The following is a 25,530-nucleotide window of genomic DNA, read 5'->3' as shown; positions in this document are numbered from 1 at the left end:
AACATTTTTTGAGCTACCATTCCATTTCAATTGAAAGAAAGTTGGGGATACTTTCTATCTATCGAAGAACAGAGTCTGTTTACCCTATTCAATGGTTTGGCAAATGGCAATCACCTGTTTAACAGCCTCTGCTGAATGCTGAAGGGCTGCTTGTTCTTCCTTTGTCAGGTGCAATTCAATGACAGATTCGATACCATTGCCACCTAAAATAGTGGGTACTCCTAAAAACAAATCATGATACCCGTATTCCCCTTCTAATAGAGCAATAGAAGGGATAATTTTTCGTTGATCTTTGATAATGATTTCAACCATCTGTGCACAAGCTGCAGCTGGTGCATAATACGCACTACCATTGCCTAACAAACCGACAATTTCACCGCCGCCTTTACGTGTACGTTCGACGATTTGTTGAAGTCGATCTTGGGGAATTAGTTTTTCTAATGGTATGCCGCCTGCATAGGAATAACGGATTAATGGTACCATTTCATCACCATGACCACCTAATACGAAGCCTGACACATCTTCTGGTGCAATTTGTAGCTCTTGGGCAACGAATGTGTTGAAGCGCGCTGTATCTAACACACCTGACTGTCCAATAATACGATTTTTGGCAAAGCCCGTTTCCTTCTGGCAAACGTATGTCATCGCATCGACTGGATTGCTCAAAACAAGGACGATACTGTTTGGTGCATAGTGTTTGATTTGTCTTGAAACTTGTTGAATGATTTTGGCATTTGTTGTGACTAAATCATCACGGCTCATACCTGGTTTACGAGGAATACCTGCTGTAATGACCACAATATCTGCACCAGCAATGTCTTCATAATTACTCGTTCCTTTAATTGACACATTGAACTTTTCGATAGGACCTGTTTGTAATAAATCCAATGCTTTCCCTTTTGTCGGGTTCTCTGCTTCTGGAATATCGACAAGTACCACATCGCCTAATTCTTTCTGTGCTAAAAATAAACTCAACGTGGCGCCAGTATGACCTGCTCCAATAACAGCGATTTTATTTTTACGAAATGCCATTATGCCTCACCTCGATTATCTGTCGCTGTTGTTGCTTCTGTTGTTTTTTTAGCACGCGTTGATGCTGGTGCTGAGGCAGGCTTTTTCTTTGGTACCTCAGGTCCTTTAATCATTTGGAATACGTCCTCATCAGGTCTCGGAATTACGTGAGCGCCTAATAATTCACCAACACGCATGGCAGCGGCTTTTCCAGCCTCTACTGCTGCTTGTACAGAGCCTACATCACCTTTCACGACAACTGTCACAATACCACCATCAACGAATTCCTGCTTGACGATTGTAACGTCAGAAGATTTAATCATCGCGTCAGCTGCTTCATAAGAACCAACTAATCCTTTTGTCTCAATCATTCCAATCGCGCTACTCATTCTCTTCACCTCTCATCACTTCTGTAGAATCAATAATACCAATGACAACTGCATCGATTGGTAACGGATTTTCTTTCATAATATAGCGTGATGATCCACCGCTTGTAATGAGTACATCATCACCAATGCCCGCTCCAATACGATCAGCTGCAACAATTTCTGTGCGAATCGGCTGTTGATTGGAGTCAATTGGTTGAATGATTAGTAATTTTAAACCATTCAGCCCTTCCTCCTTGCGTGTTGCCCATACACTGCCTATCACTCTTCCCATTTGCATGAACTTCACCCTCTTTATACGACACAGATTTTCTTATTACTCAGAACGGATTGTTAATGTTTTATTTAACTCTCGTAGCTTATCATAAGCCAATGCCGTCACAATGGTTTTCTTAGGAACAACAATTTCTTGCGCATCGATGTCTAACACTTCTATTTGTGAAAGTAGCTTTTTGTCATAATGATAGACGGATGGTTGCACTACATTCTGTACGACTGGCGACTGCTCTTTCACAGGTATAGCTGGTTCACTTACTTGATGATGAACGATTTCCGCAAGTGTTCCTTGTTGAATGAACCCCGCATTTGCTTCATCTGTATCAATATGCATTTCTAACCGATAACGCTCTGATACGCGAATGACCACATTCGATAAAATAATTGGGCGAATGCCTTCTACTTTGATTTGTACAGACTGTCCATCTACTACATTGAATCTCACACTATCCGCAGGAGACATATGAATATGTGCCTGTGCAACAATGAGTCCTTCATTTAACACGACACTTCCCTTTGGACCGATCAATGTAACAGGGCTAGAGCCCTGTATATCGCCTGAAATTCTTAATGGAGGCTTTAACCCTAATTTCATGGCATCTGTCCAGCTCACTTCCACTTGAGACAATGAACGAGCCGGCCCAAGAATACGTACTCGCTCAATAGACCCTTTTGGCCCAGCAATCACTACGGTTTCCTCTGCCGCAAATTGCCCTGGCTGCGATAGTTCAAACTTCGGTGTAAGCTGATAGTTTTCACCAAAGAGCTGCTCCACTTCTGCTTGTGCAAGATGGACATGACGGGCGGATACACCGATTGGAATTTTACTGTCAGGTGGAGGGGAGGATTGATTTTTTAAGACTTGTTGCAGAACTTCTTCCACAATTTTTTGAACTAAATTTTCTTGCATCTTGCCTCCTCCTTACGATGATATTTTTACTAATTTGCCTTGTGCTTGCTGTTCAATAAAACCAGCATTTGCTTCATCTGTATCAATGTGCATTTCCAGACTAAAGTCATTAGAAACACGTACAACTACACCACGGAAAGTGACAGGTCGATCACTCACTACTTCCACTGAAACCAATTCATTATTGTGTACTTCCAATGTTTTGGCATCCTCTTCAGTCATATGAATATGTGCTTGTGCAATGATGACTCCCTGCTGGATCACTAATTCATTATCTTGATGAAGTAGTTTAATGCCTGTAGAGTTGTCAATATCACCCGATTGCCTTAAGGGAGGTGTTACCCCTAGCTTCATAGCATCTGTTCGGCTAATTTCCACTTGTGTTGCTGCTCTTACTGGCCCAAGTACACGTACATGATGAATAACGCCTTTTGGTCCCTCAATTGAGACACGCTCTTTCGCTGCAAATTGCCCTGGCTGTGATAAATCAAAGTCCTTTGTTAGTATTGCATTTGGACCAAAAAGTGCATGCAAATCCTCTTCACTTAGATGGATATGACGAGCCGAAATGGCCACTGGAAATGTTTTTGTCGCTGTTATCACGTTAGCCACCTCTATATTTCATTGATTATTTTTCTATTATGACAAGATGAGAGCTGTCCTATGGTTGGTCAGCTCTCTTGCTGATAAAATTACGCTTCTGCTTTTGGTAAAATCATTTCTAATTCGTGGTGTGGACGTGGGATTACATGTACTGAAAGAAGCTCTCCTACACGTTGTGCTGCTGCTGCGCCTGCGTCTGTTGCTGCCTTCACTGCACCTACATCTCCACGTACAAGAACTGTCACGATACCGCCACCAACATGTACTTTTCCTACTAAATTAACACTTGCAGCCTTTACCATTGCGTCTGCTGCTTCAATTGCTCCTACTAAACCTTTTGTTTCTACCATTCCTAATGCTGTACTCATTTGTCATTCCTCCAAATTATTTATTTTGTAATGTGATTTGTTTTAATACTTGATCGACAATTTGTTGAACCATTGTTGTGTCTAGAGCAGGCTCTTGTGAGACAACCGACTCTACGACCGACTGTACTTCAAATTCTGGTTTTGGTACTTCTACATCTTTAATGCCATAAGCCATACGTTTGATATTTAATAGATGTCTTGCTGTAATGTTATCCGACGTAATATTGCCACCAAATGTACCACAGCCTAGTGTAAAGGATGGTGCTAAGCCCGTTGTACCACCTACTGCACCGATTGATGATAATGTATTGACCACAATGCGTGATACGGGTAATTCAACGGAGAACTGCTCCGCCAATGCAGCATTTTCAGTGTGAATAGAACATGTATGTCCACGTCCACCAATATTTAATAGGTCAATCATTACTTGCTTTGCTTCTGTACTATTCTCTACTGTATAGAAGGCATAGATTGGTGATAGTTTCTCAAGAGAAAATGGTATATTTTTACCAATCATCGTTTCCAACCCAACAAGTACTTTTGTATCCTCTGGTACAGTAATACCTACTGAATCTGCTAAGATAGTAGCTGATTTGCCAACAATCTGTGGATTTACTTTCCCTGGAACAGGCGAAATCAATTTTTCCATTTTGGCTTTTTCTTCAGCATTTAATAGATAGGCACCATTTTTCTTTAATTCTGCCTGTACTTGCTCTGCAATCGCCTTATCTACAATAATGGCTTGCTCTGTTGCACAGATTGTGCCATTATCGAAAGATTTACTTTGCACCAATTGACGTACAGCCTTTTGAATATTAGCCGATTTTTCGATGTAAGCTGGTACATTCCCTGGGCCTACACCATAAGCAGGCTTACCAGAGCTATACGCCGCCTTCACCAATGCGCCTCCACCCGTAGCTAAAATTAAATGGATGTTAGGGTGCTTCATTAGCTGTTGCGTTGCCTCCATAGAAGACATCGTTAAACATTGTAGTAAGCCCTCTGGTGCACCTGCTTGTTCCGCAGCTACTCGACATATGTCTAAAGCCTCTTTTGTACAATTCACGGCATATGGATGAGGGCTAAGCACTAAGCCATTTCTCGTTTTTAAAGAAATGAGTGTTTTAAAGATGGCAGTCGATGTTGGATTCGTCGTTGGTACAATACCAGCGATGACACCGAACGGACTCGCAATTTCTGCCACTTTTTTTACGCGGTCATAGCCTACAATGCCAACCGTTTTTAATTCTTTAATATCTTCATAAACATCTCTTGAAGCCACTTCATTTTTCATTTTTTTATGATTTGGGATACCCATCCCCGTTTCTTGCACGGCCATTTTTGCTAAACGGTCTGCTTCTTTGAAGGCAGCATCCGCAACAGCCTTCACAATGTTGTCTACTTGTTGCTGTGAAAATTGCATGTAGGCAGCCTGTGCTGTATTAGCATGTTTAACGGCATCTCTCATTTCTTGAATCGCTAATAAGTCTTTGTCTAATGTGGCCATAAAGCCGCCTCCTTTCTAGATCACTGGATTTCTAGCTACATTTTCAATAGCTTCTCTGAAAGCATGTGCCGCAGCCTCGCATGACGATTGACTACCACTTAATAAGCCGCCACCAAAATTGGTTTCAGATGGAGGACCAAAGAAAACCTTTAACTCTACATCTGCCGCCTTTAATGCTGCATCTAATCCTACAACTGCCTCTAGAGGCGGTGCGATTAAATAAGCAAGTGGTGTGCCAACCTTTACATCTGCAAGTTCGGCAAGATACGTACCACAGCTTGCCACTGTATGGGCAAACAAAGTATGATTGTCATTGTTATTAATCGCTTCAAAGTACGTATCAAATTCAATTTTTTGTTGAATGGCATCAAGTCCACTACGAATCTCATCAGGTGAGCTTCCAGCAATGATGCCAATCACTTCACCTGACAAGGGGCCAGATGAATGAGCCGCTCCCGCATAGAAACTTTTCGCATAGACAACATCGACATCTGCCTTTTTCGTCGCCTCGTCTAAGGCAACATAGCCAACATCATCGATTGTCAGTGTAACAAGCCCAATGCTATTGTGGGATGGCTTTAAATCTAACTGCTCTGCTAATTCACTGTTGACTCTTGGAATGGTTTGCATTGCCAAAATTTGCGCCATTATTTTTTGAGGATTCATGTTTCAGCCCCCTAACCTTCTTTTGCGACAAGATCTACTCCACTTGCCTGGTAATGCAAGATTTTTTGCACGACTGTTCCTAGGTAAGCACCCGCTTCTAATGGTGGAATACCACCTTTATGGATATTCGATATCACCATACGCTCCGCTTCCACAGTACCGATTTTTGGTTTGTAGCATAAATACGCACTCATTGATTCAGCTGATACTAGACCTGGACGCTCACCAATGAGGTAAACAATCACCTCTGCCTGTAGCAGCTCACCAATTTCATCCATTAGGGCAACACGGCCTTTATCTATATAGAACGTTGTGCCGATATCAATATTTAAATTGCTAAGACTTTGTTGAAGTGCTAAGTAAACATCTTGCACATTTTCCTCAATCGCACTTGCACTTAAGCCATTGGAGATAATAATCTGTACTTTCGGCTGTTGTTTACATTTTTGCTGAATCAGTGCCTTTGATTCGTCCGATAAACGGCGGCCTAAGTCAGGTCTTGTAATGTATTCTTCTTTATCTGTTACTTTCGTTGTTACCTGAAAGACATTGAGCTTTTGTAAAAGATCTTCTGAAACTTCACCATACACGGCATCCACAGCAGCAGCATGATCGAGGCGGAACTTTAACCACGTTTTTGTTTTCGGTCTTGTCCCCGCTCTACCAACTCCAATGCGGGCAGGTGTATGTTTTTTTGCAGCCTGTACACTTTCAGTTAATGGTGTTGCTTCAAACTGAAATGGTTTGATGGTCACAGCAACATTAAATGGTTGCTCAAATGTTGCTGGAGCTGGATTTACCTGTTGAGGAACTCCCTGTTGGTACAGCTTGATTAATGATTCTTGTGATGTTGACATTGGTTCTGTTATTTCTGTAGAACGATTTGCTGTCGTATCAAAAAACTTGATAAGCGTTTCTGCCGGTTGCTCTATTGGAGTAACTACTGCTTCAGGCGTTTGGCTGCCTGTATTCTTCTCCATCTTTTCCATGACAAGCTGTGTAATCATAGAGACTAATTGATCATTCACTTGATTCACCTACCTTTCAAAAATGGATAAATCGCCAGCTCTTGCTGAAAGTCGACCATTTTCATAAATGCCCATTTTCTCTAACCAAGCCAAATATTCTGGCGCTGGTTTTTTACCAAATGTTTGGAGTAATGTAGCCACATCATGGAAACTCATTGATTGATAGTTAAGCATGACATCATCACCCATCGGTGCAGCAATAATAAAATTAACGCCAGCAGCTGTCAGCAGCACACTTAAATCTTCAACATCATTTTGGTCTGCCTTAATATGGTTTGTATAACAAATATCTACGCCCATAGGGATACCATGCATTTTGCCCATGAAATGATCTTCGAGACCTGCTCGAATGACTTGTTTATTGTTGTATAAATACTCTGGGCCGATAAAACCAACCACTGTGTTGACAATATAGGGATTAAAATGTCTTGCAAATCCATAATTGCGAGATTCAAGTGTCACTTGGTCAATCCCCATATGAGCTTCTGCTGAAAGCTCTGAGCCTTGACCTGTTTCAAAGTAGAATAAATTTGGACCCGTACCAGTCCCTTGCTTTTTAATGAGCTCCTCTGCTTCTCTTATTAGGTCTGCAGAAATCCCGAAAGAACGGTTAGCAATTTCAGTACCAGCGATACTTTGGAAAATCATATCTGCTGGAGCGCCTTGCTTAATCGCCTTCATCTGTGTTGTGATATGGGCCAATACACAGTTTTGTGTAGGAATCGACCAATCATTGATGAATTCTTTTGTTGCCGTAAGCACCTTTTTGACACTTTCAACAGAATCATCTACAGGGTTAATGCCGATAACGGCATCCCCAATCCCATAGGACAGACCTTCTTTTAGTGAGGCAATAATGCCATCTATATTGTCTGTTGGATGGTTTGGTTGCAATCGAGAAGACAGCGTCCCTTTTTGGCCAATCGTAATATTACAGGTTGATAGAATTTCTACTTTATTGGCTGCATGGACAAGATCAAGATTGGACATGAGCTTTGTGACAGCAGCAATAACCTCGGAATTCATCCCTTTGCTTAAACGCTTTAACTCACGATCACCAGTATCATTCGATAAAATATATTCACGCAGCTGCTCGATGCTCCAGTTTTTAATTTCTCCATATATTTGCTCATTAACGTCGCCTTCAATAATGCGCGAAACCTCATCATTTTCTTGCGGCACTAATGGATTTTCTCGGATATCTTTTACTAAAAGTTCACTTAACACTGCCTTAGCTGCGATTCGTTGTTGAACCGTTTCAGCTGCGATACCAGCAAGCTGATCTCCTGATTTTTCTTCATTGGCCTTAGCCATTACATCTTTTAATGATTTAAAATTATATTTTTCTCCACCAAATATCACCGATAGATTCATATTCATCCTCCTTACTTTGAATGGAAGGCAAGAGTTTTCACAACGACAGGAACAACGCCAGATGGCAGAACCTCTCCAATGTCGATGTAGTCACCAGTTTCCACTTTAATTTGATCGATGCAAATGATTGGCACTGTAGGATTGATTGCTTGTATGGTCTGTCCAATAATCTTTGCATAATCTGATTGAATGACTATGATAATTGGAATGTCCTTGGAGCATCTGGTTGCCAAGTGTTGCAAAATGGCCTCACACAATGCATGTACATCCCGAAAGCTTAAATACGGCAATTCATTAAAATAGAGTGCAAATGGAGAACGATGATTCTGTATAGAAAATAAATCATCTGCTCGCTCCACCGCTGTCTTCACCGTTATGTTATAGTCAGTCGTCGTTGCATCCATATGGCAGTTGAAGACAGGCACATTTTTTAGCGGTAACACTTCCGCATCCACCTGAATGGTTGCCCCACTGATTTCAGTCGTTTGTGTACCAGCTCCAGTTACTGTCGCACGTGCCGTTTCTTCAGGTCTTAGCCATAAAAATGATTGCAACTGCTCATGCTGTACTAGCATTTTTGCTAATTTTTCGCCGATATCATCATATTGACGCTGTGTACATTCATTTTCATAAATACAGGAGGCCACACCACCAGAGAAGACGATGGCATCGACTGGTTTATGCCAGTTCGGTAAATGACCTAGCAATAATGGATGCTCTTCATCAGTACATTGTCCATGAAGGATCATAGCAAGTGTCCTAACCATTTCTTCAATACATTGAGAAACTCGAACATCCTCTGCCGCATCACCAACAGCTAACGGATTAGACCATTTTTCCATCAGTCGCATGAGTGGCGGAGAAATTGATTGAATCTTGCCATCCTTAAATTCAATCAATCTACCACCAACATGTAAGGTACAAGTACCAATGACTTCTCCGAATTGCATAACAGCCATATTCGCTGTACCTCCACCAATATCAATGTTGGCAATTACTTTGGCTGAATTCTTTGATTGCTGTAAAGTACCCGCACCTTTAGCAGCGATGATAGCCTCTAAATCAGGACCAGCGGTAGCAACTAAAAAATGACCAGCGCCATCTGCAATGGTATGGACAACCTCGCTTGCATTTTCCTTCGTGGCAGATTCACCTGTAATAATAATGGCACCTGTTGAAATATCCGTTGGTGCGATTTGTGCCAATTGATACTGTTGGAAAATAAATTCTTCTATCTTCTTCATATCAATCATGTCTTTATTGATAAAAGGTGTTTTGATGATTGGACTTTGATGCAACACCGTTTTCTCAATAATTTCAATTCTTGGCACGTGTGTCACACCTGCCACATTCTTTAACAGAAAGCTACTGACCACCATTTTTGTCGTACTTGTTCCAATATCAATGCCTGCACTAAATATTTTTTCAGTTTTCACCCTACACCTCCCCCTCGCTACTGCGAGCAATACATGAGATACGGACTATCGCGATCCTTCACAAATTGACGAATTTCTTCATGTGTCTTGAGTTGTATCAATGGTTCAATAAACTCAATGCCAAGCTTTTGCCAAGAAGATGTTTTCACGATAGGGCCTTGCGTCATCACATTTTTTAATAAAGCTGTAGCCCTTTCTATATTTGCGTTAGGTGCATCAATCTTGGTAATAACACCAATTTGGATTTTGGGAATCCCTAAGCTGAACTGCGGAGGGAACACACTCCTCTCTGCCGTGGCATCCTGCAAGTAAATCACATGGGTGACTTCCAACGATGTTGCCATGATATTTCTGTAATACATTGGGTTTTCAACATATTCACCTGGTGTATCAACAATCCAGTCATCATAAACGAGTGCTTGTGTTTTGTTGGCTTGGCTTTCTTTACCTAACAAAGTATTCATCAATGTTGACTTTCCTGCTTGCACACCGCCTATTATCATTACTCGATTTTTCATTTGACACATCCTATGATTTCGTTATTTTTGATGGTGTATAACCTAATACCTCTGATAAAAAGCGATTAATTTCTAACATCGCCATTTCCACCTCTGATACGCTACCAACAATAACGAGACTGCCTGTAAAACGATCTAAAAATCCTAATTTGACATTGGCTGCCTTTGTCGCTAAATCCCCTGCGATAATAACTGTTTCACTTGGGGTACATGTCATTATGCCAAGTGCCCCCGCATCTTGAATGCCTAGCTTTTGAAACATTTCTGGATCAGGATTAGCAATAAGGTGACTCAATGTTAGCTGTTTACCCGGCACAAACTCCTGAATAAATCGTTTTTTCTCTTCACTCACACGTCATCACCTCACTTTTTAATCGATTAAGACTTTTGATCTGTTAAATATTCGCCTTCTTTAATGATGCCTGCCTTACGATCCTCAATCTCCAACCTTAATGCAGTTGGTACTGAAAGCTTGTACGCTAAAATAATCGCAATAACACCCGCTAAAAACTTACCAGCAATAACAGGTAAAATGATGGTTGGCTGGAAATTAGCTGTGAATGATAAATGGTCACCTAACAAGAATGCTGAACATACGCCAAATGCAATGTTTATTACTTTATCCTTTGGTGGCATATGGCGAACAAGTGTGAACATCGCTAAAATATTAGCAATTGTTGCTAAAATACCTGCACTGCCTACAGATGATAAGCCCAATTTTTTACCAGCCGCTTCAAGTGGTTTCGAAGCATATTTTCGAATTAAATAAACCATTGGGAATGCACCCGCTAGCATAATACCGATATAACCTGCTGTTTCTAATGCTCGGAATTGATCGATCTCATCAGCCATGATTGGATCGAAGCCCCATGCACCAAATATCTTTGTAAAAATGCCTGTGAAAATTTCAACAATCGAGAACACTAACACTAATTTGATCCCTGCATCCATCACGCGTCCAAATACCATGAAGCCGGTAATCATACCGTTTGGAATAAGTTTTAAGCCTAACGCGATTAACACAACGAAAATAAACAAAGGCAGTAAATTAATTAAAATTTGTAAAACAGAAATGGCAAACACATATGTAGGCGCCTCTGTTGTACTAATGACTTCACGGACTTCTGTGTTAAATAGCACAATCATGATCGAAGAAATAAATGCACCAATCGGAATTGTTAATACGCCAGCCATAATGCCTAGCGCCATATATTTATGATCACGCTTATCTAACATCGCAAGGCCCATCGGAATCGAGAATACAATGGTAGCACCTGACATAAATCCAACAACTAGAGCCATTACCCATCCCTCATATGACTCTTTTAACGCATTGGCTAATTGGTAACCACCCATGTCCGAAGCTAAAATAGTTGTTGCTGCAATGGCAGGATCTGCACCAATTAACTCAAAAATCGGACTAATAAAATGACTAATAAACCATGTTAAGTAAGGTATAGCTGCCATGATCCCTGCTGCTGGGACAAAAATATGTCCAACTGTATGGATCCCATTCATAAATTCTTTCCCAATCCCATACTCAGCGTCTCGGATAGCACCGATTGCCCCTAAAACTGCACAAATCATAATAATATAAACGATAACCGTTCCTATCATTGCCATCTTACTCATCACCCCTTTATAATTGATAAATTTATATAAAAAAAGGCACTTTAAAGAAGAAATCTCTTTAAAGCGCCTTTGCTTCAACTATTGACTTGTAAGGTATTAATAATTTGTTTTGCGATGTGCACCATTTCCTGTTGCGTTTGCATACTTTCGTTGCGAATCTTGCGGTAAGCCTCGTCCTCACTTATATTTTCTGCCTGCATAAGCAAGCCCTTTGCTCGTTCAATGACTTTCCGCTTATCTAATTGTGTTTGCGTATGTAAGATCTCCCCATTGAGACGGTTGAACTTATCAATTTGATGAAAAGCAACCTCTAGCACTGGCAACACATTTTTTTCGGAAAACGGTTTCATAACATATCCTAATATATTATCCTGCTTCATGTATAGCAGCAATTCTTTTTCACTATATGCAGAGATAAAAAGAACGGGTATACCAAGCTGTTGTTCAATAATTTTACTTGCCTTTAAACCATCTAGTTTAGGCATTTTAATGTCCATTAAGATTAACTGTGGTTTATGTATAAAGGCTAACTCAATGGCAGTTTCGCCATTATTAGCTTGAGCTACTACTTCGTAGCCATTATCCTCTAACATAAACTTTAAATCAATTGCTATCAGTGATTCATCTTCGACAATCATAACTTTCCTAGTCATTTACGATAAATACCTCCTCACTTACAGGGAACTGAATTTGAGTATGTGTACCTTCTTCACTAGGGATAATTGAAAATGAGCCAGCTAAATCATATTCTACAAGCCTTGTGATAATCTCCATACCAAAAGATGCCTTCACTTCTTGCATTCCAACGCCGTTGTCAGAAATATGAAGTGAAATGGTAGAATCTTCTTGAATGAATTGAATATCGATTGTTCCTTCATCACGACCGATAAAAGCATACTTTAATGCATTTTGCAGTAGCTCACAAATAATGAGTGCAAGGGATACTGCTTTTTTTGAATGGCAAAATAGCTGCAAATTATCATGATGAAAGGCTAGTTGAATCGTTGCTGTATTGGACGTTCCAATCATTTTATGACCGATTTTTTTAGCTAATGCAATAACGTCTACTCTCTCTTCAGCGTTATCCTCATTTTCCAAAATAAGCTCATAAACAGATGAAATACTATATATTCGATTTAATGCCTCTTGAAACGCACTTGCATTCGCAGCTGACAATTCATTTCGCATTTGCAAACGTAATAGGCTTGTCACTGTCTGAAGATTATTTTTCACGCGGTGGTGAATTTCTCGTATCGCAAATGTTTTCATCATTAGCTCATTTTCTTTCAGTTTAAGCTCTGTTAGATCATGAATAATGAGTAGTGTGACCTTCTCATTTTGACTGCGTATTGGAATTTTCTTTACAATAAAGGATTTACGATCAATCGTAATTTCTAAGAAAAAGACATCATCGCCTTTATCATAGACTTCCTGTAGAAACGGTAAGATTTTATCCAATGCGACATTGTAAAAGTTTTCTAATCCAGATAGCTCTGAAATAAAATGATAGCCAGCAGGATTACTGTAAATCACCTTATTTTCGTGATTGGTAAGTATAATCGACTCTACGAGTAAATCGGAAACAACTGGAATTGGTTGAGACTGTGGTTCTACAATATGCTCAATTAATGCAAAAGGCATATTTTGAAAATCATCTTTTGGTGTCGTTTGCATTTTTACCATTTTTTCCTGAATCAACACAGCAATCACATGCTGTTGCTCATTAAAAATGGGGATCACATTTTGCTCCACCGTAATGCCTTCCTGCGTAATCGCTCTGGAAATAGATGATTTTTCTTTATGTTTAAACGCAGCAAATACAGCTGGTTCAAAACTTTCAAATACGAATTTTCCGATAACTGATTTTTCATATAAACCAATTTCCTTTTTCGGGAATGCCTCTGCCACAACAATCGCATGTGGCAAATTTTCCAACATGCAATCTATGAACATATAACAATCAGTCAACTCAGCATAATACGTTAGCGTAGCCTCAATTTCTATTAACTTGTCAATATCCGTTGCCGATAGATTTGTATATTTTCTACACAATGATTGAATGTTCGACAGGTTCAAGCCCCCTATCAAGGAATAGTCATCAAACAATTTGACTATTCTTAAAAATTCTTGTCATTATTATAAACCTTTTGTGAAATTATTTTCAATAAAAAAAATATTTTCTTTCACCAAATTTCATTGCATTACAAAGAACTATATAGCTTAAAAGAGAAATATTCAACAGTTTTTTAAATTCACATTATTTAGCTACAAATAAAATATTATTTTAATATACCAAAAAGCGAGCTTGCATTCATTTGCAAACTCGCTTTTATCTACTTAATTTCCGGTACAACCGCTAAAATATTTTCAAAGGCTGCACGCTGTTTTTGTTCTTCTTCATTTAACAAAATGTGAATATCACCATGGTCATTTGATGTACGAATTAAGCGTCCCATCCCTTGCTGTAAGCGAAGTTGCATGAAAGGCAATTCGACCTCCTCAAATGGATTTTCAGCAAATGTACGTTTCGCATCAAATAACGGGTCTTGCGGAGGAAACGGTAAATCATAAATAATAACACGCGTTAATGCTTCCTCAGGTAAATCTAAACCTTCCCATAAATGATATGAGCATAATGTTTTGATCGTTCCTTGCTGGAAATCTCGGACAATAGCCGAAAGCTCACGATCTCCCTCAAATGCTATATACATTCGTTCCATTAGCGGTAGTTCGGCTTTAAAGTTTAGCATGGCTTGCTTGGATTTAAATAATATCAATGTTTGCTCACCATCACGCAGCAATTGCTGAACACGCGCTGTTTTATCACGTTGGGCAAGTTCATGTAAATAGATTTTCATGACTTCCTCATAATCGAATGGAGAAGGCACAGAAAATGATTGGTAATCTCGAATTCCTAAGCTATATGCGATGTAAGAAAAGTCTTTATTGACCGACAAAGTTGCAGATGAAAAGACAATCGGAAGCTTTTTAGAGAATAATTTTTCCGCTAAAACTTCTGTGATTAAACGAGGCATAATAACGAGCGTTTCTTCACCATCTGTTTCCTCTAACCAATCCACAGCATCCCCCTGCGCTATGAAAATACGCAAAGAAGCCTCATATTGTTCTAAATATTCTTCTGCCATATTTAATTCATATTCAGGAATCATATACATTTCTGATTCAAAGACGAATTCTTCCATTAAAGTTTCTACATCTGCTATCAACTGTTTGCCGTAAGCCAGCAATGTTTTAGATTTATTAATACGTTTACGGTCTTCCGTTGAAGCCACAATATCATCACGAAGCTGGTCAAAAAATAGTTCATGATCATCTTGTAATTTTTCCATCGCATAGAGAGTACGTTCTCGTACGCCATCTACCATCAAACGCTCTAGTAATGCGACAATAGTTGTCGCCTGTACTTTATACGTCATCGCTTTTTGCGCAGCATATTCTAGTAAATGTCCTTCATCCAACACCATCATGGACACTTCAGGTAGTAGTGCGAGCTGACCTTCACGTTCACGAGATTCCTTTGTAGCCAAATGTTCCATTAAAAAATCTTGGGAACAAATGACAAGATCTGAAGATTTACGATAATGGGAACGATGTAATGTTTGCCCACAGCGATTGCGTAGCTCACAAACAGAACATTGCATAATGGAGTTGTAATTGACCTTTTGCCAATCCTCATCACTAACGGTTGGATAGTCACTGCGTTCTCCATATGGCTGTACAGCAATCATAGAGCCCTGTGCATACACCCCATCAGGGATTGAAAAGGCAATATCATCAATCCATTCATCCGTCTCCACTTTTTCTGCTTCCTCAAAGCGTTTTAAGCATAAATATTGATCTCTTGATTTTGCTAAACGAACATCGATATCAAGCCCTAGCGTTTTTTGGAGTTTATAAATATCGCCCCCCTCTTTCACAAGCTGGTCGATTAATGTTTCATCAGCACAAGCAATAAGCGCCGGTTTCCCAGTGTAACGCGCATAAGAAATGGCTGGTAGTAAATAAGCAATCGTTTTGCCAGTTCCTACTCCTGCCTCTGCAAAGAGTACATTTTTTTCTTTCAGTGCTTGTTCTATTTGATAAGCCATAAAGATTTGCTCATCACGACATTCAAAACCCTTTTCGGGCAATTCATCGTAAAGAACATCTCCCATCCAATTTCCTAATGATTCGAAAAAGGAAAGGTCCTTTGATAATGCAAATGGTAAAGATTTACGCAATTGATGTTCCCCCTCTAACTATCTGGTGCTATTATACGCGACGAAACGGAAGATAAGAAAAAATCTTATCTTCCGTTACTATTCGTTAATCTCTTTTAGACTTTTGACCCCAGAACTGATAATAATTTGTTTCAATAAAACCATTAAATAATTTTCGTTTTTTCGTCGCTTGACGTCCATATAATTCTTCAAAATTTTTCATGGAGGAGAGCATATATACTGACCAGGTTGGATAATTTTTCATGACTTTCCCTACATCACGGATAACCTGTTCCACGACTTCAACATCACCAATACGTTCTCCATACGGTGGGTTACCAATCATGACACCATCCGTTAAATGTGTTGTAAAATCACGTGCTTGCATTTGCTTAAACGTGATCAACTCACCAAAGCCTGCTTCCATTGCGTTTTCTTGTGCAATGCTGACCATACGATGATCAATATCAGAGCCAAAAATTTCTAGTGGCTGATCATAATTCGCTAAACTTTCTGCTTCATCACGTACAGTGTCCCAGATTGCAGCTTTCATCCATGGCCAGTCCTCAGAAATGAATTCACGGTTATAGCCTGGCGCTATATTTTGGCCAAACATTGCTGCTTCCAATGCAATGGTACCAGAGCCACAGAACGGGTCAACAAACGGACGATTTGGATTCCACTTCGAAATTTGTACAAGTGCCGCTGCTAATGTTTCTTTTAACGGCGCCTCACCCTGAACCTGACGATAACCACGCTTATGTAAGCCTGCGCCAGATGTATCAATAGTTAGTGTGGCCACGTCTTTCAAAATTGAAACCTCAATTTTGTAAGTTGCACCAGACTCATCTAAAAAGCCGAGTCGTTTATAATGCTGTTTCATACGTTCGACAATCGCTTTTTTTGTGATGGCCTGGCAATCTGGCACACTAAATAATTTGGATTTAACGGACTTCCCCGAAACTGGAAAAGCAGCATCTACTGGTAAATATTTTTCCCATGGTAGGGCTTTAACACTTTCAAATAATTGTTCAAATGATTTTGCTGGGAATTGTCCGACTACAATTTTCACACGATCTGCGACACGTAACCATAAATTGGTACGTGCAATAGCCGTTTCATCGCCTTCAAAATATACTTTACCATTGTCAACGGTTGTTTCATAACCGAGTGCTTTCACTTCTTGGGCCACAATTGCCTCCAGACCCATTGCTGACGTAGCCACTAATTGATAATTTGCCATACATTATTTCCTTCCTTGATGCTCAATTTCCCAAAATTCCATAAACTCAATGAGTTCGTTTAATGGTAATGGTTTGCTGTAATAATAGCCTTGGATAATATCACAGTTCATTTTACGTAGTATATCCACTTGTTGTGCCTGTTCTACACCTTCTGCAACAACTTTCATTTTTAGGCGATGGGACATTTGAATAATAGCATCTACAACTGCCTGTTTTTCATCGAGTGATCCTATATGCTGTATAAAGCTTCGATCAATTTTTAAACAATCTAACGGAAAGCGAACTAAATAGCTTAGGGACGAATAGCCTGTCCCAAAATCATCAATAGAGATTTTAAAGCCTAATTGTTTCAAACGAACTAACTTACTAACAGTCTCGTTTGCATTGTTCATAACTGTTCGTTCTGTCACTTCTATTTCAAAATTGTTTGCTGGCATATTGTAGCGTTCTAATATTGCTTGTATTGAATCTAAAAAGTTTTGCTGTTTAAAGTGAATACTCGATATATTAATGGCAACAGGTGTTTTCCAACCTTGTTGTTGCATTTGAATAACTGCCTCACACGCTTTTTCCAATATGATTTCACTTAATGGAATGATTAAACCAGTATCCTCAGCATAAGGGATAAACTCTGCTGGAGACACAAAGCCAAGCCTCTCGCTATTCCAGCGAACTAGTGCCTCTAGGCCTTGAATTTGCTCATTTTCCATTGAAATTTTCGGCTGAAAATGCAGCTCAAATTCACGGTTTTCAATCGCTTTTCTTAACTCCGAATCTAACAATAAAACGCGTTGTGCGTCTGTTTGCAGTTCATCAAAATAAAAGGAATAGCCGTTTAATTCATTCTTTTTTGAATAAGTCATTGCTCTATCTGCACAATTGATCAATTCTTCTGTATTTTTACCGTCAACTGGATAAACACTAATACCGACACTTGTAGACACAAAAACTTCCTGACCATTAATCACCATTGGTTGTTCTATACTACTAATAATTTGCTCAGCGAATTTTGCAGCTTCCTTCACATTCTTCACATTTGTTAAAGTAATGACGAATTCATCTCCGCCGTATCGTGCAATAACATCTTTGTTTTTCAGTAACTTTTTTAGACGATTTGCTACTTCTATTAAAATTGAATCTCCAACAGCATGGCCTAATGTATCATTAATTTGTTTAAATCGATCCAAATCTAAAAAATAGACCGCATGCTGCACTGAATGAGAAATAGCAGAAGTCGATTCTAAGAGATTATCCATTCTTTCGATATAGGCAAAACGATTGGATACATCTGTTAATGAATCCGTAAGCAAACGCTTTTCTAATTCGTTTTCTACTATTTTTCTTTCAGACAAATCTGTGAAGATACCACAGTAATTTGTAACCTTCCCCTCATTGTTGGTTACACAAACAATTGTTAACCATTCAGGATATACGTCTCCAGTTTTACGACGATTCCATATCTCACCTTGCCAAATGCCTTCTTGTCGTATCTGTTCCCACATCTCTAAATAGAACGGCAATTCATGTACACCAGATTGTAAAACGGCTGGCGTTTTTCCAACCACATCATCACATGTATAGCCTGTAACAAATTCAAAGGCAGGATTAACCATTACTATTTTTTTGTATTCATCAGTAATCATGATACCTTCAGATACATTTTCGAAGATTTTAAGTATTAAGTTAGTAGGATATTTAGAAATCAACTTCAATTTATCCATACTTTCCCATCCAGTTACTCCGTTCATGTTTCCGCTCCATCCTATCTATCTATACTCCCCCTCAAAAGGGCTTTTACACCTGGCCAACTTGTATGTATATCCATTGCACCTCGGCGTATTATGTTCAGATTTTTTAAGCTTGTTTGAAAAGCTTATCTTCAAAATCTGTGATATTTGCCTGATGCTATATCTTGATTCAAGGGGTACGGAATCCACTGAATGGAAAGAAAAATTTGCAAACTCTTGCCATCTCTTAAGGTGCAAGTTTTAAGTACCTGGTGTTTCGTGAGGTACAAAACATCTGCTGAATCAAGATACATCCATACAATAATCATTTTCAGATGCGGCTTAGAAGCGGTAGCGATACTTTAACTTTTCTCAAACGTATCACGCATACCAAGACTTGATTAACAAGGTTACTTTTTCCACATGAACTCAAAATAAAAGCTCTCCACCGAGTTGGAGAGCGTTTGATATTTCGTAGATAAGCATCAAAAAATTCCATAAGCCATGTTTTGTCCCTGAGTACTCAAACAGCTTGCGCCTCGTACGGTCAGGTGGTAATCATCTATCTACAGAGCAAACTCTGTCCCTCTATCCGTTAAATTCCTTCTAGAGAGTGCCCCTACCATAATTTGGGTTTCTCACTCGTGGGGTTTACCTCGTTCCACCTTGCAAGTTTCCAAGCAAGCTTCGTCACTGTGGCACTTTCAGGAAGTGTCAACCATATCCAAGGACTTAGGTTTTCCTTCCGCCGTCAGCCTTATCAGCTGCCTTACCTTATTTTTTCAGTAAGCACGAACACTACGGTCATCTCAGAACCGTGTGAGCATGGACTTTCCTCTACGACGTCTAGCGCCGCAGCGATTACCCGAATTTCATGATGATACGAAAGATTATACTAGAGTTTTATGTTAAATACAATATAATTAACTAAAATTATTCGTATAGCTTGCTGCCAAATACATGTTTTTCTAAATTAGAAAGACGTTTTAAAATATCAAAATTAGTTGTACCAGCTGCTGCTGAAGCAATCGGCTGTCTCTTAGGTGTACTATCAATTTCTTCTTTTAACTGTCTATTTTCTTCACGTAGTTGGGCCACCACTTTTTCAAACGTTTCATAGTCTTGAATAATTTCATCAAGAAAAGAATCGACTTCTTCTACATTATAGCCTTTAAAGTTCTTTTTAAATTCCTTTTCAAGGATCATTTTTGACGTTAATTTAATGTCCATTCACATCGCCCTTCCTCACACTACATACACGAATACATTATAGCATACTTCATCACATTATATCGTCTGAAAACATCAATTGTAAGGCTAAACTTGTCGTTTCTTGCGCTTACCCAGGAAATTATTTCTTATTTCCTAATCTGTGCAGTCGCTTATCCCAAGAAATTTCCCATTTTTGTTTTTGTTCTGCTCTCCATTGCTCATTATTTTGAATTAGACGTATGCCCTCTTGCGTATAAGAAAGGGCCTGCTCATAATCTTTCATTTGATGCTCATAAAGTATGGCTAGCTGTTCAAGAACATGTAACTTTGTTCTTGGTTCAACAAAATGGAGAGAGGCTACAAATGCATCAATGGCTTCGCTGTAACGTTTACTTTTTTTGTGCTGTAGTGCTAAATAATAATGGGCATGGCCCGCTTCTAGTGCATCAAATTTCATTGTCACCTTTTCTAAAACCCTAACGCTTTGTGTGCTTTCTTTTAAATCACCATACCATTTCCCGATATTGGTAAAGGTTTTCGCAGATTCCTCATGATCCTCTTCAAACAATAAATGCGTAGAATGACTATAGAGTGTGATAAGTGACAATAAATCCCACTCATTATGAAGTAGCACCTTCATAAGGGCATCTGGTATGCCACTTTTTACGGCATCTAAATAAATAATAGGTGCAAGATGACCTGGAATATCTCCTATACGAGAAAAGCCAAGCTTCTCTTCCTCCACCGATTTTAATTTTAAGCGCTCCATATCATTTTTCCATAAACGCTTCGAACTATGCAACAAATCAATCTGTCGCTGAGATCGTAATTTTGGCAACGTTTTTTGATGAAGCGTCCATCGCGTTTCAAGCTGCGGCCAATCAAAGCTTTTACCATTATAAGTAATCACTGTAGCCGATTTTTGCCAAAGCTTTGATTCAAACAAGAAAGCGGCCTCATGCGCAGGATCTGCAAGAATATATTGCGTCAATAAAAAACATTCCTCTGCTACCTCTAAAAAGCCCAGCAAAAAAATGTGCGTGCCAACTCCCTTTAAACCTGTCGTTTCCGTATCAAAAAATAATACCGGTTCATTGATATCAAGCGCATAAGGATGGTCAAACTCGACACCTTGCCATTTTTTCAAGGCATCAAAGAATGATTGCAGCTGATAATGTCCATGCTGAAAACTAAATGGATACTGCACTTGACGCTTAAACACAATGCCAAAATCATTTTCAACAACGGTTAATCCTGCTTTTTCCCATTGCTCTGTATAGCTAGGTTTAGCTGGTTTTTGAAAAGCTGGTTGTTGTACTTTTTGTTGAGCCGTTGTTTTTTTACCAAGCATTTTTTTCATTTGTAGTATTTTATTTTCGTATGACATCTATTTCACTCATTTTCTGCTTATTGTATAAGACATCTCTCTTGCAAGAGTAACATGATTGTTAGACTCATTCAAAGTCATTTCGTCTAGTTTTTCACACTGACGAGCAGAAGTTAACCTAAAACTATCACGACCTATAGCATAATATCCACAGAATTAAGATAAAAAAACTCAATGGAAAAAGTCCCACTGAGTTTCTATCTGTATCCCATTCAATAAAATATATATGTTTCAATTTGCTGTAACCAATCTGATACTCTTTCATGCAGGTTATCTTCTGTATGGCATTCTACATTATTGAGGATAATAATGGTGTAATCAGTCTCTATATAACGGCATAACATCGTGGTATAACCTGGCCAACCACCACTATGGAATACCTTTTTACCTGTTTTTGGTGATTGATCAATGAACCAACCGAAGCCACATGGTGTCTTTTGACCATCCTTTGTCACAATTGAGGACATAGCCAATTCGAGAGATGATGCACAAAGCAAATCCCCCCTTTTTAGCGCTCTATCCAACGAGAGTAAGTCCATTATTGTTGAATGAATCATTCCATCTCCTTGGATTCCGTCTAAATAGTTCACAAACTCATAACCTGGAAGTTCGTCAGGCAAGGAGATTAATGCACTATTCTCATCACGGATATAGCCAAAAGCAAAATCCTCAACATCTTCAGTATGATACCTGCGATTCATGACCCTTGTTCGTTGCATTGCTGACGGTTTAAATATATGGTGTAACATAAACAAGGCATAGGACATATCTGATACTTTTTCAATTATCATTGCCAGGCAAACATAACCTGTATTACTATATTGATATTTTTCACCTGAGTCAAAATAGAGCGGTGGTCTATGTTCCGTTAGTAAACGTAGTACATCTCTATTCGTCGCAATACAACGATGATCCCAGTGACTTTCGAATAATTCCATATAATCTGGCAATCCAGATGTATGTGTTAATGCATGCCGTAAAGTAATGGTTTCGTATGGAAATGAGGGAATCCATTTCTTGATAGCGTCATCATAATTAAGTTTCCCTTGTTCCTCGAGAATCATAATACCCATGGCTGTCATGGGCTTCGTTACTGAAGCTAACTCAAATAAGGAATTTTTGGAAAGCTTCTTGCCAATATGGTAATTTGACAAGCCAAAAGTACCTATATATATAGGTTTACCTTCCTTCGCTACTAAAATATTGCCTGAGAAAAGCCCTTGTTCAAATTTTGACATAAATAGTTGATCAAGTTCCTCTGATAATTTCACACAATCGCTCCTTATCACCTTTACATATTTTAGTTACTTAATGCTTCCATAGTTGCTTCTAAAATACGAATTCGACCATTCAATGTCCCTCCACCCATTACCAATGGATCTACGGCATTAATAAAAACTTGATTGCTTTCGACTGCCTTTAATCCTTTCCAAACTTGGCTTTGTTGAAGCTCCTCAAATATACTTCCATCCATATCATTTTCATATAGATCATACTGAATGAAAATATAGTCTGGATTGGCTTGATAGAGGCCCTCCAAAGTAATAACGGTTTGCTGATTCACCTTGTTAATAGCTTCTGGCACAGGGAGATTCAATTCACCGTATAGTACATCATTGAGAAATACGTCTTTAGGGTAAATCATCATTTCGCCACCTCGAATACGTATGGCTACTACATCCTTGTCTTGGAATGAATCGAGATAATGGATAGCATTTTGCTTATCCTGATGGTATTTATCAATAAGTGTTTTTGCTTTTTCAGTCTTTCCAGTAATCTCAGCTAGCATTTCAAGATTCTCCTGCCAATCTGGTCCATAATGAGAAGTTGGAATTACTGGTGCGATTTTCTCTAACTGTTCTAAAACTTTTGGATCTTCCATATCTGTACTGATAATTAAATCTGGTGCAAGTTGCAAAACGTACTCCAAACTGTCGCCACTCGTTGTTAACAAAGGAATTGTATTCGCCGTAACGTCGCCAAAAAAACTTGGGAATGGCTCCTCATCACTACCAATTGCACTTGCTGCATAGGGTTCTATGCCCAAAATCACAGCATCCTCAATGGATTCAAAGGCATTTAAAAAGAGAATTTTCTCTGGTTTTATTGGAACGCTGTAATGATTATTTAAATAAGTAATTTTTGTTGTCTGTTCTTCACTTTCCTTTTTTTGCAAGACAGATGATGTTGATTCTTCCTTATCTTTTGTACATGCAGATAAAGTTAAAGTTAATACTATGATGCTTAAAATGACCATAGTTTTTTTCATCAAGAACGCCTCCTTTTTACGCTAATCTCAATTGAGAATGAAAACTATTATCAATAATAAACAAGCGTTCTTTTGGCGTCCATGTAGAAAAGGCGGATTTTATAATGAACTATCTGCGGTTAACAATTGCATGACTTCTTTTACAATCAGTAAATGTGGCAACGGAGCATAGTCGCGCCATGGAAAATGAGTAAGTGTATAGACAGAATCATTTCGCACTGATTTCAATTCAAGCCACAGCTCATCTGATTGAAGCTCGTCCCATTTCATCATCGATTCCTCGTCTTCATAAACAAGTACCATGATGAAATCTGGATTCATTTCAGATAATTGCCCAATTGTAATAGGTTCTTGCGTGTCAGAGATCATTACATTTAGTCCTAGGTCCTTCAGCAAAACTTCTTGAATACTTCTATCCTGATACAGGTAGCACTCATCCTCTCTCACTAACAAAAATAACATACTTCGCTCATGGCAAATGTACGCTAAGCTAGCAACGGCCTCTTGTACAGTTTGTTCGTATTCTATAAGCCATTTCCTTGCTTCGATCTCTGCATCTAGGATTTTCGCAACCTCTAGCAACTGTTCACGCCATGATAAACTGCTCCACGCAAGTCGATATACATGGCCTCTCTTTTGTAATATCATCAACTGCTCATCCGTCACATTATCTAAGCAAAATATATAATCATATTGGAGATTTTCTTGTAGAAGTAACGCAATATTTTCATTTAAAACGGCTGGCGTTCTGCCTACAGCTAGCTGAATAGGTACATGATTTCCAAAGGTCTTATAGTAATGAAATCGCCATGTTGGATGGAGCGGTGCTGCAATGGGGATATAATGTAGTGGTGCAAGCAAGCCAAAAAAAGAACTATCTAAAACAGCGATGTTTTTTCTACGACTTTTCATAAATAGAGAGGGAGACATACCCATTTGTTGTTTAAATCGACGACTGAAGTAAAACTCGTCTTTATACCCAACCTCACTTGCAATTTCTCGAAGGGTTTTACCTCCTTTTATTAAAAGCCATTTAGACGCTTCCATTCTTATATTCATTAAATATTGGATGGCACTAATACCAAACTGTTTTCGAAATAGTTTCATATAATACTTTGCACTTATATTCATCATTTGGGCTAAATCTTTCACTTGAATTACTTCTTGAAAATGATACTCCATATGTTGTTTTGTTTTTTCTAACATATGTTGCAAATCTCTATTAGAGGTCTTACGATGCTGAGTGATGGTATGTAAAAGCAAGTAAAAATGTGCTTGGCTTAATAAAATGTCCTCTTTGATGGGACTCTCAACCAATGAAATTAGACTGTTACAAAGACGGATGATTTCTTCTGTTTGTTCAAGATTTATCTCTTCTCCTCTATCAGTCTTCGTCTCCATTTGTGGGAGAGCATTAAAGGTAATAAGGTAAACTGTAGTTAACTTCTCTAAATCCACCTTTAAGATAAGCTCTCTCTGAGCAGGGCAAAGGTAGACACTATCTTTAAGCAGCCTGTGTTGGTGATCTCCAAAAGCCAAATTAGCAGTCCCCTTTGTGATAAACAGTAAGCAATGGCTCTCAAGTCTTTGTTGATAATGCCGTTTTGTCTTGCTTGATAAAATTTTAATATCAAGAAAATGAAAAAGAAAATGTGTCATTTGGTCGAATAGCAAATCGACTTCCTCCTTCCCACAAGCGTAGTAGGTAACCCTCGTTTTAGCAAATAAGATGATACTATTTATAAAATATAAAAGG

General features: G+C 38.9%; 24 protein-coding genes and 1 other RNA gene. All 25 read right to left on the bottom strand.

Translation table 11 applies throughout. From position 1 onward, the window contains the following. Nucleotides 1-84 precede the first annotated feature (84 nt). The 25 genes from mdh to GJU32_RS15590 all read right to left on the bottom strand — a co-directional run bounded on the left by mdh (nt 85) and on the right by GJU32_RS15590 (nt 25,448). Nucleotides 85-1,032, bottom strand: a complete 948-nt coding sequence (gene mdh / locus GJU32_RS15710) for a malate dehydrogenase (RefSeq protein ID WP_155592902.1) — start codon at nt 1,030-1,032, stop codon at nt 85-87. Beyond that, nucleotides 1,032-1,400, bottom strand: a complete 369-nt coding sequence (locus GJU32_RS15705; RefSeq protein WP_155592901.1) for a BMC domain-containing protein — start codon at nt 1,398-1,400, stop codon at nt 1,032-1,034. The genes mdh and GJU32_RS15705 overlap by 1 nt, the downstream gene beginning before the upstream one ends. After that, complete coding sequence (locus GJU32_RS15700) at nt 1,393-1,677, bottom strand: EutN/CcmL family microcompartment protein (protein ID WP_053593749.1); 285 nt, start codon at nt 1,675-1,677, stop codon at nt 1,393-1,395. The genes GJU32_RS15705 and GJU32_RS15700 overlap by 8 nt, the downstream gene beginning before the upstream one ends. A 36-nt stretch (nt 1,678-1,713) precedes the next feature. Further along, nucleotides 1,714-2,583: a phosphate propanoyltransferase gene (gene pduL, locus GJU32_RS15695; protein ID WP_155592900.1), complete on the bottom strand. Its 870-nt coding sequence runs from the start codon at nt 2,581-2,583 to the stop codon at nt 1,714-1,716. 12 nt (nt 2,584-2,595) lie between these two features. Beyond that, nucleotides 2,596-3,186 (bottom strand): phosphate propanoyltransferase, encoded by a 591-nt coding sequence (locus GJU32_RS15690; protein ID WP_155592899.1) that lies wholly within the window; start codon nt 3,184-3,186, stop codon nt 2,596-2,598. 89 nt (nt 3,187-3,275) lie between these two features. Next, the gene (locus GJU32_RS15685) at nt 3,276-3,554 is read right to left on the bottom strand and encodes a BMC domain-containing protein (protein WP_004269321.1); all 279 of its coding nucleotides are present in this window, start codon (nt 3,552-3,554) and stop codon (nt 3,276-3,278) included. A 16-nt stretch (nt 3,555-3,570) separates the two neighbouring features. Next, entirely contained in the window at nt 3,571-5,061 is a 1,491-nt protein-coding gene (locus GJU32_RS15680; protein ID WP_155592898.1) for an aldehyde dehydrogenase family protein, read from the bottom strand. Nucleotides 5,062-5,076: 15 nt separating this feature from the next. Then, nucleotides 5,077-5,727: an ethanolamine utilization microcompartment protein EutL gene (gene eutL, locus GJU32_RS15675; RefSeq protein ID WP_155592897.1), complete on the bottom strand. Its 651-nt coding sequence runs from the start codon at nt 5,725-5,727 to the stop codon at nt 5,077-5,079. An 11-nt stretch (nt 5,728-5,738) separates the two neighbouring features. Then, nucleotides 5,739-6,755 carry an ethanolamine ammonia-lyase subunit EutC gene (eutC, locus tag GJU32_RS15670; RefSeq protein ID WP_155592896.1) on the bottom strand — a complete coding sequence of 339 codons (1,017 nt, stop codon included), beginning with the start codon at nt 6,753-6,755 and terminating at the stop codon, nt 5,739-5,741. 9 nt (nt 6,756-6,764) lie between these two features. Beyond that, nucleotides 6,765-8,129 carry an ethanolamine ammonia-lyase subunit EutB gene (locus tag GJU32_RS15665; RefSeq protein WP_155592895.1) on the bottom strand — a complete coding sequence of 455 codons (1,365 nt, stop codon included), beginning with the start codon at nt 8,127-8,129 and terminating at the stop codon, nt 6,765-6,767. A gap of 11 nt (nt 8,130-8,140) precedes the next feature. Continuing rightward, entirely contained in the window at nt 8,141-9,565 is a 1,425-nt protein-coding gene (locus tag GJU32_RS15660; RefSeq protein WP_155592894.1) for an ethanolamine ammonia-lyase reactivating factor EutA, read from the bottom strand. Nucleotides 9,566-9,582: 17 nt separating this feature from the next. After that, nucleotides 9,583-10,083, bottom strand: coding sequence for a EutP/PduV family microcompartment system protein (locus tag GJU32_RS15655; RefSeq protein ID WP_155592893.1), 501 nt, complete (start codon nt 10,081-10,083; stop codon nt 9,583-9,585). Nucleotides 10,084-10,093: 10 nt separating this feature from the next. Further along, the gene (eutS, locus tag GJU32_RS15650) at nt 10,094-10,435 is read right to left on the bottom strand and encodes an ethanolamine utilization microcompartment protein EutS (RefSeq protein WP_155592892.1); all 342 of its coding nucleotides are present in this window, start codon (nt 10,433-10,435) and stop codon (nt 10,094-10,096) included. Between the two features lie 26 nt (nt 10,436-10,461). Then, entirely contained in the window at nt 10,462-11,706 is a 1,245-nt protein-coding gene (eutH, locus tag GJU32_RS15645; RefSeq protein ID WP_155592891.1) for an ethanolamine utilization protein EutH, read from the bottom strand. An 83-nt stretch (nt 11,707-11,789) separates the two neighbouring features. Further along, complete coding sequence (locus tag GJU32_RS15640) at nt 11,790-12,368, bottom strand: ANTAR domain-containing response regulator (RefSeq protein ID WP_155592890.1); 579 nt, start codon at nt 12,366-12,368, stop codon at nt 11,790-11,792. Beyond that, the gene (locus tag GJU32_RS15635) at nt 12,361-13,767 is read right to left on the bottom strand and encodes a sensor histidine kinase (protein WP_230875068.1); all 1,407 of its coding nucleotides are present in this window, start codon (nt 13,765-13,767) and stop codon (nt 12,361-12,363) included. The genes GJU32_RS15640 and GJU32_RS15635 overlap by 8 nt, the downstream gene beginning before the upstream one ends. Nucleotides 13,768-14,048: 281 nt before the next feature. Beyond that, nucleotides 14,049-15,956, bottom strand: a complete 1,908-nt coding sequence (locus GJU32_RS15630) for an ATP-dependent DNA helicase (RefSeq protein ID WP_155592888.1) — start codon at nt 15,954-15,956, stop codon at nt 14,049-14,051. An 85-nt stretch (nt 15,957-16,041) separates the two neighbouring features. Continuing rightward, nucleotides 16,042-17,178, bottom strand: coding sequence for a THUMP domain-containing class I SAM-dependent RNA methyltransferase (locus tag GJU32_RS15625; protein WP_155592887.1), 1,137 nt, complete (start codon nt 17,176-17,178; stop codon nt 16,042-16,044). A 3-nt stretch (nt 17,179-17,181) separates the two neighbouring features. After that, nucleotides 17,182-18,927 (bottom strand): GGDEF domain-containing phosphodiesterase, encoded by a 1,746-nt coding sequence (locus GJU32_RS15620; RefSeq protein WP_155592886.1) that lies wholly within the window; start codon nt 18,925-18,927, stop codon nt 17,182-17,184. 472 nt (nt 18,928-19,399) lie between these two features. Next, nucleotides 19,400-19,779, bottom strand: an RNA gene (rnpB, locus tag GJU32_RS15615) — RNase P RNA component class B. 60 nt (nt 19,780-19,839) lie between these two features. Further along, complete coding sequence (gene gpsB, locus GJU32_RS15610) at nt 19,840-20,136, bottom strand: cell division regulator GpsB (RefSeq protein ID WP_155592885.1); 297 nt, start codon at nt 20,134-20,136, stop codon at nt 19,840-19,842. 121 nt (nt 20,137-20,257) lie between these two features. After that, on the bottom strand, nt 20,258-21,505 hold the full coding sequence (locus GJU32_RS15605; protein WP_155592884.1) for a ribonuclease H-like domain-containing protein: 1,248 nt from the start codon (nt 21,503-21,505) through the stop codon (nt 20,258-20,260). 212 nt (nt 21,506-21,717) lie between these two features. Further along, nucleotides 21,718-22,776, bottom strand: coding sequence for a serine hydrolase domain-containing protein (locus GJU32_RS15600; RefSeq protein WP_155592883.1), 1,059 nt, complete (start codon nt 22,774-22,776; stop codon nt 21,718-21,720). Nucleotides 22,777-22,805: 29 nt separating this feature from the next. Further along, nucleotides 22,806-23,774 (bottom strand): ABC transporter substrate-binding protein, encoded by a 969-nt coding sequence (locus GJU32_RS15595; protein ID WP_155592882.1) that lies wholly within the window; start codon nt 23,772-23,774, stop codon nt 22,806-22,808. A gap of 99 nt (nt 23,775-23,873) precedes the next feature. Then, nucleotides 23,874-25,448, bottom strand: a complete 1,575-nt coding sequence (locus GJU32_RS15590; protein WP_155592881.1) for a helix-turn-helix domain-containing protein — start codon at nt 25,446-25,448, stop codon at nt 23,874-23,876. Between the last annotated feature and the right edge of the window lie 82 nt (nt 25,449-25,530).

The sequence above is a fragment of the Lysinibacillus cavernae genome, assembly GCF_009724685.1.
In the GTDB taxonomy this organism is placed as follows: domain Bacteria; phylum Bacillota; class Bacilli; order Bacillales_A; family Planococcaceae; genus Lysinibacillus; species Lysinibacillus cavernae.
Note: the sequence above shows the minus strand (reverse complement) of the source record. Positions and strands in the feature narration are given on the sequence as shown.